This window comes from Streptococcus sp. HMSC067H01, from assembly GCF_001814775.1.
In the GTDB taxonomy this organism is placed as follows: domain Bacteria; phylum Bacillota; class Bacilli; order Lactobacillales; family Streptococcaceae; genus Streptococcus.
In genome coordinates this window covers 137,982-150,220 of sequence record NZ_KV817803.1, presented here as the reverse complement: position 1 = coordinate 150,220, position 12,239 = coordinate 137,982, and the positions used below count along the sequence as shown (strand labels likewise).

Below are 12,239 nucleotides of genomic sequence, written 5' to 3'. Positions count from 1 at the left end.
TCTCCGTTCATCAGGAGCCATGGCAACTGGTTGGGTGAAAGATGGTTCAACTTGGTACTACCTAAATGCAAGTAATGGAGATATGAAGACAGGTTGGACAAAAGTAGGAGGAAACTGGTATTATCTCAATTCCTCTGGAGCAATGGTTACAGGTAGCCAAACTATCGATGGTAAAGTTTATAACTTTGCTTCATCTGGTGAGTGGATTTAATATTGGAGGACATATAAATGAAACTTTTAAAAAAAACTATGCAAGTTGGACTAACAGCATTTTTCTTTGGTTTGCTAGCTACAAATACTGTATTTGCGGATACCACAGGTGGTCAATTTGTTGATAAGGATAATAGAAAATATTATGTAAAAGATGATCATAAAGCAATCTATTGGCATAAAATAGACGGAAAAACTTACTATTTTGGTGATAAAGGAGAAATGGTAGTTGGATGGCAATACTTAGAAATTCTTGGAACAGGTTATCGTGATGATTTATTAGATAACCAACCAGTTAATGAAATCGGTCTTCAACACAAGTGGTACTATTTTGGACAAGATGGTGCTTTGCTAGAACAAACAGATAAACAAGTACTAGAGGCAAAAACGTCTGAAAATACAGGAAAAGTATACGGTGAACAATATCCTCTATCTGCTGAAAAGAGAACTTATTATTTTGATAATAATTATGCTGTAAAGACAGGTTGGACTTATGAAGACGGCAATTGGTATTATTTAAATAAGCTAGGAATTTCTGGCGATGATTCTTACAATCCACTACCAATTGGTGAAGTTGCTAAGGGTTGGACTCAAGATTTCCATGTTACTTTTGGCATTGATAGAAGCAAACCTGCTCCATGGTATTATCTAGATCCAACAACTGGTATTATGCAAACTGGTTGGCAATATCTTGGTAACAAGTGGTACTATCTCCGTTCATCAGGAGCTATGGCAAATGGTTGGTATCAAGACGGCTCAACTTGGTATTATCTTGACGCTGAAAATGGGGATATGAAAACAGGTTGGGCTTCTATCAATGGCTATTGGTATTACCTCCGTTCATCAGGAGCTATGGCGACAGGCTGGCTTCAAGATGGCTCCACTTGGTATTATCTCAATGCAAGTAATGGCGACATGAAGACAGGTTGGTTCCAAGTTAATGGTAAATGGTACTATGCCTATAGTTCAGGTGCCCTAGCTGTGAATACAAAAGTAGATGGCTACTACGTCAACTATAATGGTGAATGGGTACAGTAATGAAAACAAGCGATTGTGAAGGAAACAATCGCTTTTTTTGTTAAAATATAATAAAATAGAAAGGAATAAAGTTCTAAAATTTTATCTAGAAAAAGACGATTTTCGTCTGATAGCAGGATTAAATGACAAAAGAAGTTGGTGTCGGTCAGGCACATAGTAAAATTATTTTAATAGGAGAGCATGCAGTGGTTTATGGCTATCCGGCCATCTCTTTGCCTCTTTTAGAGGTAGAGGTGACTTGTCGGGTTGTACCGGCAGGGACACCATGGCGTCTGTTTGAAGAGGACACCTTGTCCATGGCAGTCTATGCTTCTCTCGAGTATCTAAATATCAGAGAAGCTTGCATTCGTTGTCAAATTGACTCGGCTATTCCGGAAAAGCGAGGGATGGGGTCCTCAGCAGCCATTAGCATTGCGGCCATTCGTGCGGTATTTGATTATTACCAAGCAGAACTTCCGCGAGATGTTTTAGAGATTTTAGTCAATCGGGCGGAGATGATTGCCCATATGAATCCTAGTGGATTGGATGCCAAGACCTGTCTTAGTGACCAGCCTATTCGTTTTATCAAGAATGTAGGTTTTGAAGAATTAGCCATGGATTTGTCAGCTTATCTGGTCATTGCAGATACAGGAATCTATGGACATACTCGTGAAGCTATCCAAGTTGTTGAGAGCAAGGGCAAGGAAGCCTTACCTTTCTTAGATGCACTAGGAGAGTTGACCAAACAAGCTGAAGAAGCAATAAAAACAAAAGATGCCGTGAAGCTGGGAGAAATTCTAACCAAAGCTCATGGAAATCTAAAGGAAATTGGAGTTAGTAGCCCTGAGGCTGATGCCTTGGTTGAAACTGCTCTTCAACATGGAGCCCTAGGAGCCAAGATGAGTGGTGGAGGTCTAGGAGGCTGCATCATCGCCTTGGTTGCTAATGTAAGCCAAGCGCAAGAACTAGCAGAAAGATTAGAAGAGAAAGGAGCTGTTCAGACATGGATCGAAAGCCTGTAACAGTACGTTCCTATGCCAATATTGCTATTATCAAATATTGGGGTAAGAAAGCAGAAAAAGAGATGGTTCCTGCGACTAGCAGTATCTCTCTAACCTTAGAAAATATGTATACGGAGACGACACTTTCTCCTTTACCAGCTGATGCAACCGCAGATGCCTTTTACATCAATGGTCAGTTGCAAAATGAAGCAGAGCATGCCAAGATGCGTATAATTATTGATCGCTATCGCCCTGAAGGAGCAGGGTTTGTTCGTATCGATACTAAGAACAATATGCCAACAGCAGCAGGCCTTTCTTCAAGTTCCAGTGGTTTGTCTGCCTTGATCAAAGCTTGTAACGCATATTTCCAACTTGGGTTGAATCGTAGAGAATTGGCCTTGGAAGCTAAGTTTGCATCGGGATCTTCATCTCGTAGTTTTTATGGCCCCTTAGCAGCCTGGGACAAGGATAGTGGAGAAATTTATCCAGTTGAAACGGACTTGAAACTAGCTATGATTATGTTGGTCTTGGAAGACCAGAAAAAACCAATTTCCAGTCGAGATGGGATGAAGCTCTGTGTGGAAACTTCGACAACTTTTGAAGACTGGGTTCGTCAGTCTGAACAAGACTACAAGGATATGTTGGTCTACCTTAAGGAAAATGACTTTCAGAAAGTTGGAGAATTGACAGAAAAGAACGCTCTTGCTATGCATGCTACGACAAAAACTGCAACTCCATCCTTCTCTTATCTGACAGATGCTAGCTATGAGGCTATGGATTTTGTTCGTCAGCTTAGAGAACAAGGAGAATCTTGCTACTTTACCATGGATGCGGGCCCTAATGTCAAGGTTCTTTGCTTGGAAGAGGACTTGGAACATTTATCAGAACTTTTAGGTCAACGCTATCGCTTAATCGTTTCAAAAACAAAGGATTTGAGCCAAGATGACGATTGTTAAAACTTGTGGGAAGCTCTATTGGGCTGGGGAGTATGCCGTTTTAGAACCAGGACAGTTAGCGCTAATAAAGGCTATTCCCATCTATATGACGGCTGAGATTAAAGCGTCTAATGATTATCGACTCTACTCAGATATGTTTTCCTATAGTGTGGACTTGCGAGCGGATTCTTCTTATGCTTTGATTCAAGAAACAGTTGCCTTGGTGGAGGAGTATCTAACTGCCCAAGGAGTTGAACTGCAGCCTTTTTCTTTAGACATTCGTGGGAAAATGGAGCGTGAGGGGAAGAAGTTTGGCCTGGGTTCTAGTGGCAGTGTGGTTGTTTTGGTCATCAAGGCCATGCTTGCGTTCTATGAAAGACCCGCTGACAGAGAACTCTTGTTTAAATTGGCGAGTGCTGTACTTCTTAAACGTGGGGACAATGGCTCCATGGGGGACATTGCCTGTATCGTATCAGAAAACCTCGTCCTCTATCAGTCATTTGACCGTGAGAAAGTGGCAGATTGGCTAGAAAAAGAAGACTTGCAGACTGTATTAAATCGTGATTGGGGTTTTTCAATCGCGAGCGTTGAACCGGTTTTGACATTTGACTTTCTGGTTGGTTGGACCAAGGAAGTGGCTGTATCTAGTCATATGGTCAAGCAAATCAAGGATAATATGAACTCTGGCTTTTTGCAGGCTTCAAAAAAAATTGTAGCTAACTTGGTAAAGGCTTTGCAGGTAGGTCAAGAAGAAACCGTTATTGACTTACTAGAACAAGCTAGCCAACTCTTAGAAGGCTTGAGTTCAGATATTTACACACCTTCGCTCAGACAATTAAAAGATGCCAGTAGAGACTTAAAAGCTGTCGCTAAGAGCAGTGGTGCTGGTGGTGGAGACTGTGGGATAGCACTTAGCTTTGACCAAGATTCGACCACATTACTGAAAAAACGCTGGGCTGATCTAGGAATTGAGCTCTTATACCAAGAAAGGATAGGACATGACGATAAATCGGAAGGATGAACACATCCGCTATGCCCTTGAACAAAACAGTACTTATAATAGTTTTGATGAAGTGGAGTTGATCCACTCCTCGCTACCCTTATATGACTTAGATGAAATTGATCTTTCGACAGAATTTGCAGGGCGAAAGTGGGACTTTCCCTTTTATATCAATGCTATGACAGGTGGGAGTGAAAAGGGTAAAGAAATCAATCAAAAATTGGCTCAGGTGGCAGATGCTTGTGGGATTTTATTTGTGACGGGTTCTTACAGTGCGGCACTTAAGGATCCATCAGATGACTCTTTTTCAGTCAAAACTAGTTACCCTGACCTCCTTCTTGGAACCAACATTGGCTTAGACAAGCCAGTTGAATTGGGTCTACAAACAGTAAAAGAGATGAATCCCCTTCTCTTACAAGTTCATGTTAATGTCATGCAAGAATTACTCATGCCAGAGGGTGAACGTCGATTTAAATTATGGCAGCATAATCTGAAAGATTATGCTGAACAAATCTCTGTGCCACTTGTTTTAAAAGAAGTCGGCTTTGGTATGGATGTGAAGACCATTGCTAAGGCTTATGAGATGGGAATACGAACAGTTGATTTGTCTGGGCGTGGGGGAACCAGCTTTGCCTACATTGAAAACCGTCGCAGTGGTCAACGTGACTACCTCAATGATTGGGGTCAATCAACTATGCAAGCACTTCTGAATGCCCAAGACTGGAAAGACAAGATGGAACTTTTGGTTAGTGGAGGAGTTCGCAATCCACTAGACATCATCAAATGCTTGGTCTTTGGAGCCAAGGCAGTTGGTCTATCACGCACTATGTTAGAGCTGGTTGAAAATTACTCTGTTGATGTCGTTATTTCCATTGTTGAAGGTTGGAAGGAAGACCTACGCTTGATCATGTGTTCCCTTAATTGTGCAAAGATTGAGGATTTGCAAGAGGTCGACTTTCTCCTATATGGAAAATTAAAAGAAGCAAAAGACCAAATGTAAAGAAGGAGGTCGGGATTTTAGTCCCGATCTTTTTATCATTCCTCAGACGGATGTGACTTTTGGGATTTGTGATACAATTAAATAGAGAGGACGGATACATGCGAAAATTTCAAATTTTTCTATTTATTGAAGCTTGTTTATTGACAGGAGCTCTGATTATGATGGTATCAGAGCATTTTTCCCGTTTTCTACTGATATTGCTCTTGTTTTTACTTCTGATTCGATATTATACTGGAAAACAGGGAAATAACTTTATTTTAGTGGCGGTGAGCATCCTATTTTTCTTTATCATCATGCTCAATCCCTTTGTCATTTTAGCCATCTTTGTGGCCTTGATATACAGCCTGTTCCTGCTTTATCCTATGATGAACCAGGAAAGAGAAGATACCAATCTGGTCTTTGAAGAAGTTGTGACCGTAAAGAAGGAGAAAAATCGCTGGTTTGGAAGTCTTCATCACTTCTCAAGCTATCAGACCTGTCGTTTTGATGATATCAATCTCTTTCGCCTTATGGGGAAGGATACTATTCATCTGGAGCACGTGATTTTGAGCAATCATGATAATGTCATCATCTTGAGAAAACTAGTCGGCACAACCAGAATTATCGTACCAGTGGATGTTGAAGTCAGCCTTAGTGTTAATTCTCTGTACGGAGATTTAACCTTTTTTGACCAGCCTAAACGTGCTTTGCGTAATGAGCAATTTCACCAAGAAACGAGAGACTATCTCAAGAGTCCAAAGAGCGTTAAGATTCTTTTGACAACTATGGTTGGAGATGTTGAGGTGGTGAGAGGATGAAAAAGCAACCCTATATTTTAATTGGACTCACCTCATTTCTCTTTGTTGCTTTTCTATTTCGAAGCATTTTTAAGGTTCTGGATTTAGAGTGGACTTCTCTCTTTCAAGATCTAGAAAAGACAGAAAAAGTCTTATTTCTGGCTTTAATGTTTAGTGCTGCCCTGGCCTTTTTATTAGTATTATTCTGGACAATTGTTGATGAAATTTCAAAAAGAAGAATCCAAGCAAATCTCAAACGTCTGCTAGCTGGCAAAGAGATTGAAAGTCTGGGAGATGCTGACTTAGACGCAAGTTTTAGAAATTTATCAGGCAAGCTTGGTTTATTGACAGAAGCCATTCAAAAAGCGGACAATCAGGTTTTAGTCAAAGAAGAAGAGATAGTTGAAAAGGAGCGAAAGCGAATCGCACGTGACTTGCATGATACGGTTAGCCAAGAAATTTTTGCTGCCCATATGATTTTATCAGGACTCAGTCAACAAGCTTCCAGATTAGACAAAGAGAAGATGCAGACACAACTTCAGAGTGTAACAGCTATTTTGGAGACAGCCCAAAGAGATTTGCGTATTCTACTCTTGCATTTGCGCCCTATTGAACTGGAACAAAAGAGTTTGGTTGAGGGGATTCAGTTGCTTCTCAAAGAATTGGAAGAAAAAAGTGAACTCAAAGTCAGTTTTAAATATCAGGTAGACCAATTACCTAAAAAGATTGAGGAGCATGTCTTTCGTATCGTCCAAGAATTGATTAGTAATACTCTCCGTCATGCCCAAGCTTCTTGTCTAGATGTTTATCTTTATCAAACGGAAACAGGCTTGCAGTTGAAGGTAGTAGACAACGGTCGCGGTTTTCAGTTAGATGATGTTGATGAACTAAGCTATGGACTACGCAATATCAAAGAACGAGTGGAAGATATGGCTGGTAGCATACAACTATTAACAGCACCCAAGCAGGGTTTGGCAGTGGATATTCGGATCCCCTTGCTTGATTGACTAACAAAAGGAAATAAAATGAAACTATTATTAGTAGATGACCACCAAATGGTGCGTCTGGGTTTAAAAAGTTATTTTGAATTACAAGATGATGTAGAGGTTGTAGGAGAAGCAATCAATGGTGCCGAAGGGATTTCCATGGCTTTGGCTCTTCGTCCCGATGTGATTGTCATGGATATTGTCATGCCAGAAGTTAACGGGATTGACGCAACTCTAGCTATTCTCAAAGAATGGCCGGAGGCTAAAATCTTGATTGTAACATCTTATCTAGACAATGAAAAAATCATGCCAGTCTTAAATGCTGGGGCTAAAGGCTATATGCTCAAGACGTCCAGTGCAGATGAATTGTTCCACGCTGTTCAAAAGGTGGCAGCTGGAGAGCTAGCTATCGAACAAGAGGTGAGTAAGAAAGTAGAATACCACCGCAATCATATGGAACTTCACGAAGAATTAACTGCGCGTGAACGCGATGTCCTTCAACTGATTGCCAAGGGCTATGAAAATCAGCGCATTGCTGATGAGCTTTTTATCTCTCTCAAGACAGTCAAGACCCACGTATCTAATATTTTAGCAAAGCTTCAGGTTAGCGATCGTACCCAGGCAGCAGTTTATGCCTTTCAACACCACTTAGTAGGACATGAGGACTTCTAGATGTGAAAGCAAGGTTTACTTTTTCCAAAGCAAGATTTTTTCTTAGGGAGAAGAATTTTCAAGTTTTTCCTTAGTCAATCGAGGATTTTTAGTAAATTAAGAGCATGAAAAAATCTAGAACAAACAAGTGTCTCATGAAGTCCTGAAAACTCATTTCTGACTTGAAAAAAGTCGTTACTATATGGTATAATGGACTGTATTAAAAAATTTTAAGGAGAAATGACAGAATGTCTGTATCATTTGAAAACAAAGAAACAAACCGTGGTGTCTTGACTTTCACTATCTCTCAAGACCAAATCAAACCAGAATTGGACCGTGTATTTAACTCAGTAAAGAAATCTCTTAATGTTCCAGGTTTCCGTAAAGGTCACCTTCCACGTCCTATCTTTGACAAGAAATTTGGTGAAGAATCACTTTACCAAGACGTTATGAACGCTCTTTTGCCAAACGCTTATGAAGCAGCTGTAAAAGAAGCTGGTCTTGAAGTGGTTGCTCAACCAAAAATTGACGTAACTTCAATGGAAAAAGGTCAAGACTGGGTTATCACTGCTGAAGTTGTTACAAAACCTGAAGTTAAATTGGGTGACTACAAAAATCTTGAAGTATCAGTTGATCTAGAAAAAGAAGTAACAGATGCTGACGTTGAAGAGCGTATCGAACGCGAACGCAACAACTTGGCTGAATTGGTGATCAAAGAAGCTGCTGCTGAAAACGGCGACACTGTTGTTATCGACTTTGTTGGTTCTATTGACGGTGTTGAATTTGACGGTGGAAAAGGTGAAAACTTCTCACTTGGACTTGGTTCAGGTCAATTCATCCCTGGTTTCGAAGATCAATTGGTAGGTCACTCAGCTGGTGAAACTGTTGATGTTATCGTAACATTCCCAGAAGACTATCAAGCAGAAGACCTTGCCGGTAAAGAAGCTAAATTCGTGACAACTATCCACGAAGTAAAAGCTAAAGAAGTTCCAGCTCTAGACGATGAACTTGCAAAAGACATCGACGAAGAAGTTGAAACACTTGCTGAATTGAAAGAAAAATACCGCAACGAATTGGCTGCTGCTAAAGAAGAAGCATACAAAGATGCAGTTGAAGGTGCAGCAATCGATAAAGCAGTTGAAAATGCTGAAATCGTAGAACTTCCAGAAGAAATGATCCACGAAGAAGTTCACCGTTCAGTAAATGAATTCCTTGGAAACTTGCAACGTCAAGGTATCAACCCTGACATGTACTTCCAAATCACTGGAACTACTCAAGAAGACCTTCACAAACAATACGAAGCAGAAGCTGAGTCACGTACCAAGACTAACCTTGTTATCGAAGCAGTTGCTAAAGCTGAAGGATTTGACGCTACTGACGAAGAAATCCAAAAAGAAATTGAGCAATTGGCTGCAGACTACAACATGGAAGTTGCACAAGTGCAAAGCTTGCTTTCTGCTGATATGTTGAAACACGACATCACAATCAAAAAAGCTGTTGAATTGATCACAAGCACTGCAACAGTAAAATAATCTTTACAAGATAAAAGCCCACCGAATTCGGTGGGTTTTCTTATGCTTTATTTTCCGAAAAACTCCTGCAGGTCTTCTTGGCTAATCCCAATCATGGCTGGAATATTAGACCAGTTATCTTCGGTTAGAATGTAGGATTGTTTAGAATCTGTTGAAGTTGTAATATCGGTAGCGAGTGGCTTTGTTTTCTCGGCATTCTCCATTATGTCAGCGAAACGTTCAATTAGATAGGTCTTACGAGCTGTTCCGATATGTTGAGTTGCATAGTCAAAGGCCTGTAATTCACCTAATAAAATCAGTTTACTTTTGGCCCGAGTGATAGCAGTGTAGATGAGATTACGCTCTAACATGCGCTTGCTTGCACTGGTGATAGGTAGAATAACGACGGGAAACTCGCTACCCTGAGACTTATGGATACTCATGGCATAGGCTAAGCGAATCTTGTACCATTCATTTCGAGGATAGGAAACCTCGTTCCCATCAAAGTCGATGACAATTTCATCTTGCTTGGACTCGGTGTATTTTCCTGGAATCAAGTCTGTGATATAGCCTAAGTCTCCGTTAAAGACATTGACCTCTGCATCGTTAACTAGGTGGATAACCTTATCTCCTGTTCGATAGTGACACTGAGGAGCTTCAAAGCTAAGCAGGTCTTTTTGTGGAGGATTAAGGAGGTCTTGCATGAGCTGGTTGATGGCATCAATACCTGCAGTTCCACGGTACATAGGGGCAAGAACCTGAATGTCGCGAGCAGGAATGCCACTTCTGATAGCAGCACCTAGGATTTTTTCAATGCTAGCAGGGATATGGTTACTAGCGATTTCAAAGTAGGAGCGGTCTGCTTTTTTCTGGGTAAAATCTGCAGGTAATATTCCCTGGCGAATCTGACTTGCAAGAGTGACGATGGTTGATTCTTCGCTCTGACGGTAGATTCTTTCCAAACGTGTTTGAGGGATACTTGGTATCTGGAGTAAATCTGCTAGGACTTGACCAGGACTGACAGAAGGCAGCTGGTCGCTATCACCCACGATGAGAATTTTACTGTTTGAAGAGATGTTGGAGAAGAGTTGGTTAGCTAGCCAAGTGTCCACCATAGAAAACTCGTCAACAATGATAAAGTCAGCATCCAGATAATCTTCCAGATGGCTAGTGTCGTCATCTCCAGTCATGCCCAGGTGGCGGTGAATGGTAGCGCTTGGTAGACCTGTTAATTCGTTCATGCGACGGGCTGCGCGACCAGTTGGAGCAGCTAGGAGAATGGGTAAATTGCTCTTTTTCTTGAGGTCCAGTCCTTCCAAAAGAGCATAGACAGCGATAATGCCATTGATAACAGTTGTCTTACCAGTACCAGGTCCACCTGTAAGTATAAAGACCTTGTTTTGGATAGCATCGCAGATGGCCTGTTTTTGAATACTATCATACTCAATCCCAAGTTCTTCCTCAACAGTTGTGATATGGTCTTGAATAGTCTCTAGATCATGTTTTTTACTTTGATCTTTTTCGAGGATTCTGATGAGATGACTGCGAATCCCTTCTTCTGCAAAAAAGAGGCTATTATCAAAGATTTTGGTATCAATCTGCTGGACCTTATCTTCTTCAATCAGATAAGCAAGTTCTTGGGCGACTTGGCTGGGATCTAGTTCGACTGGACGGGAGGATTCCAGAAGGTTGAGGGTTTGCTCCAACAAGTCTCTAGCTTCCATATAGGTATCTCCCGTCTCCATGCAACCTTGAAAGAGACTATGGACAAGACCCGCACGGAAACGCTCGGGAGCCTGACTCTCAATCCCCAGTTCTTGGGCCAATTGGTCAGCGATGGTAAATCCTAAGCCCTTGATATCCTCGACCAGTTGATAGGGATAGTTCTCGACAATATCTAGCGTTTCTTCCTTGTAAAAGTCTTGGATCTGAAAGGCTAGTTTATTTGGGATGCCGTAATTAGCTAGTTTGGCTAAGACCATCTCTGTTCCGTAATTAAGACGAAGGGTTGAGACAAAGGCTTCACGATTTTTAGCAGAGAGGCCAGAGATAGACTGGAGTTTGTCTGGATTTTCTAAGATTTTGTCAATAGTGTTTTCACCGTAAATATCCACAATTTTCTGGGCTGTTTTGAGTCCAATTCCCTTGAAATGACTGCTGGAGAAATACTTGACCAAGCCCTTACTAGTCGGCTTGGCTCTCTCATAGCGAGTCATTTGTAGTTGTTCACCATATTTGGAGTGTTGGACGATTTGTCCCCAAAAAGTGTATTCCTCTCCTTCAATGATATCAGCCATGGTACCTGTGACAATGATTTCATAATCATCAAAGTCTTCAGCATTGGTATCCTCAATATCTAGAAGTAAAATACGGAAAAAATTGCTGACATTTTCAAAGATAATGCGCTCAATGGTGCCTGAAAAATAAACTTCCATAAAATTCCTTACAATAGTGTCTGAGAAAATTTATCCCAGACTTAATCAAAATAGAATGAGAAGAGGCTGAGATGGAAAATTCTCGGCCTCTTCCTAGTTTTTAAAATGTTCCGATACGTTTGAGTGGCCAGAAGCGGAATTTGGCTTCACCAGTGATATCTTTTGCCTTAAAGGTACCAACATGTCGACTGTCGCTAGATACCAGACGGTCATCACCTAGGAGGAGGTATTCTCCTTCTGGAACAGTGAAGGTAAAGCTAGTGTTGTAATTAACATCTAGGGTAAAGGCCTGAGCCTTTTGAGCTAAAGTTCTAAAGTATTCTCCCTTTTTACCATCCCAACCAGTTCCAGTATAAGTGCTTTGGAGTTTATCTTCCTTGAAACGCTTAAGGTATTCTGCTAAATAGGGCTCATCAGTTTCTTGACCATTGATATAGAGCTTGTCGCTTTCGTAACGGATAGTATCTCCTGGCATACCAATGACCCGTTTAACGATATCCTTGTTCCCATCGTCTTCATGAGCAACCACAATATCAAAACGATCAATAGGAAGATGTTTAACCACAAAGAGGACTTCTCCATCTGCCAGGGTAGGATCCATCGAATGTCCTTCTACACTGACATTCCTCCAGAGAAAGAGACGACTAAGGGCGACAAGAGTGATAATGAGGATAAAACTCCCCCACTCTTTTAAAAACGATTTAAAATAATTCATAA

The 12,239-nt window shown here is 41.0% G+C and carries 11 protein-coding genes and 1 pseudogene; 10 read left to right on the top strand and 2 right to left on the bottom strand.

What is annotated here, in order from left to right:
• From HMPREF2987_RS11305 to tig, 10 genes and pseudogenes are all read left to right on the top strand, one after another.
• A pseudogene (locus HMPREF2987_RS11305) lies at window positions 1-211 on the top strand (N-acetylmuramoyl-L-alanine amidase family protein); the annotation flags it as partial.
• A 17-nt stretch (window positions 212-228) separates the two neighbouring features.
• Window positions 229-1,248 carry a choline-binding protein CbpC gene (gene cbpC / locus HMPREF2987_RS07215; RefSeq protein ID WP_075229953.1) on the top strand — a complete coding sequence of 340 codons (1,020 nt, stop codon included), beginning with the start codon at window positions 229-231 and terminating at the stop codon, window positions 1,246-1,248.
• A 122-nt stretch (window positions 1,249-1,370) separates the two neighbouring features.
• Window positions 1,371-2,249: a mevalonate kinase gene (mvk, locus tag HMPREF2987_RS07210; protein ID WP_075229952.1), complete on the top strand. Its 879-nt coding sequence runs from the start codon at window positions 1,371-1,373 to the stop codon at window positions 2,247-2,249.
• Entirely contained in the window at window positions 2,231-3,184 is a 954-nt protein-coding gene (gene mvaD, locus HMPREF2987_RS07205; RefSeq protein WP_075229951.1) for a diphosphomevalonate decarboxylase, read from the top strand. Before mvk ends, mvaD begins: the two co-directional genes overlap by 19 nt.
• Window positions 3,171-4,184, top strand: coding sequence for a phosphomevalonate kinase (locus HMPREF2987_RS07200; RefSeq protein ID WP_075229950.1), 1,014 nt, complete (start codon window positions 3,171-3,173; stop codon window positions 4,182-4,184). Before mvaD ends, HMPREF2987_RS07200 begins: the two co-directional genes overlap by 14 nt.
• Entirely contained in the window at window positions 4,162-5,163 is a 1,002-nt protein-coding gene (gene fni / locus HMPREF2987_RS07195; protein WP_075229949.1) for a type 2 isopentenyl-diphosphate Delta-isomerase, read from the top strand. The genes HMPREF2987_RS07200 and fni overlap by 23 nt, the downstream gene beginning before the upstream one ends.
• Before the next feature lie 98 nt (window positions 5,164-5,261).
• Window positions 5,262-5,960, top strand: a complete 699-nt coding sequence (gene liaF, locus HMPREF2987_RS07190) for a cell wall-active antibiotics response protein LiaF (protein ID WP_075229948.1) — start codon at window positions 5,262-5,264, stop codon at window positions 5,958-5,960.
• Window positions 5,957-6,946 (top strand): envelope stress sensor histidine kinase LiaS, encoded by a 990-nt coding sequence (locus HMPREF2987_RS07185; RefSeq protein WP_075229947.1) that lies wholly within the window; start codon window positions 5,957-5,959, stop codon window positions 6,944-6,946. The genes liaF and HMPREF2987_RS07185 overlap by 4 nt, the downstream gene beginning before the upstream one ends.
• A gap of 18 nt (window positions 6,947-6,964) precedes the next feature.
• Window positions 6,965-7,597 carry a response regulator transcription factor gene (locus HMPREF2987_RS07180; protein ID WP_075229946.1) on the top strand — a complete coding sequence of 211 codons (633 nt, stop codon included), beginning with the start codon at window positions 6,965-6,967 and terminating at the stop codon, window positions 7,595-7,597.
• 227 nt (window positions 7,598-7,824) lie between these two features.
• Window positions 7,825-9,108 carry a trigger factor gene (gene tig, locus HMPREF2987_RS07175; RefSeq protein WP_075229945.1) on the top strand — a complete coding sequence of 428 codons (1,284 nt, stop codon included), beginning with the start codon at window positions 7,825-7,827 and terminating at the stop codon, window positions 9,106-9,108.
• A gap of 47 nt (window positions 9,109-9,155) precedes the next feature.
• On the opposite strand, the gene HMPREF2987_RS07170 is transcribed toward tig, so the two are convergent.
• Both HMPREF2987_RS07170 and lepB read right to left on the bottom strand, forming a co-directional pair.
• Window positions 9,156-11,522 (bottom strand): SF1B family DNA helicase RecD2, encoded by a 2,367-nt coding sequence (locus HMPREF2987_RS07170; protein ID WP_075229944.1) that lies wholly within the window; start codon window positions 11,520-11,522, stop codon window positions 9,156-9,158.
• Window positions 11,523-11,622: 100 nt separating this feature from the next.
• Window positions 11,623-12,237, bottom strand: coding sequence for a signal peptidase I (gene lepB, locus HMPREF2987_RS07165; RefSeq protein ID WP_083312433.1), 615 nt, complete (start codon window positions 12,235-12,237; stop codon window positions 11,623-11,625).
• Window positions 12,238-12,239: the final 2 nt, after the last annotated feature.

What these genes read in the sequence shown, in the direction of transcription:
- mvaD (WP_075229951.1), top strand. Translation starts at nt 2,231, where the DNA reads ATGGATCGAAAGCCTGTAACAGTACGTTCCTATGCCAATATTGCTATT.
- HMPREF2987_RS07185 (WP_075229947.1), top strand. Translation starts at nt 5,957, where the DNA reads ATGAAAAAGCAACCCTATATTTTAATTGGACTCACCTCATTTCTCTTT.
- cbpC (WP_075229953.1), top strand. Translation starts at nt 229, where the DNA reads ATGAAACTTTTAAAAAAAACTATGCAAGTTGGACTAACAGCATTTTTC.
- liaF (WP_075229948.1), top strand. Translation starts at nt 5,262, where the DNA reads ATGCGAAAATTTCAAATTTTTCTATTTATTGAAGCTTGTTTATTGACA.
- fni (WP_075229949.1), top strand. Translation starts at nt 4,162, where the DNA reads ATGACGATAAATCGGAAGGATGAACACATCCGCTATGCCCTTGAACAA.
- tig (WP_075229945.1), top strand. Translation starts at nt 7,825, where the DNA reads ATGTCTGTATCATTTGAAAACAAAGAAACAAACCGTGGTGTCTTGACT.
- HMPREF2987_RS07200 (WP_075229950.1), top strand. Translation starts at nt 3,171, where the DNA reads ATGACGATTGTTAAAACTTGTGGGAAGCTCTATTGGGCTGGGGAGTAT.
- lepB (WP_083312433.1), bottom strand. Translation starts at nt 12,237, where the DNA reads ATGAATTATTTTAAATCGTTTTTAAAAGAGTGGGGGAGTTTTATCCTC.
- mvk (WP_075229952.1), top strand. Translation starts at nt 1,371, where the DNA reads ATGACAAAAGAAGTTGGTGTCGGTCAGGCACATAGTAAAATTATTTTA.
- HMPREF2987_RS07180 (WP_075229946.1), top strand. Translation starts at nt 6,965, where the DNA reads ATGAAACTATTATTAGTAGATGACCACCAAATGGTGCGTCTGGGTTTA.
- HMPREF2987_RS07170 (WP_075229944.1), bottom strand. Translation starts at nt 11,522, where the DNA reads ATGGAAGTTTATTTTTCAGGCACCATTGAGCGCATTATCTTTGAAAAT.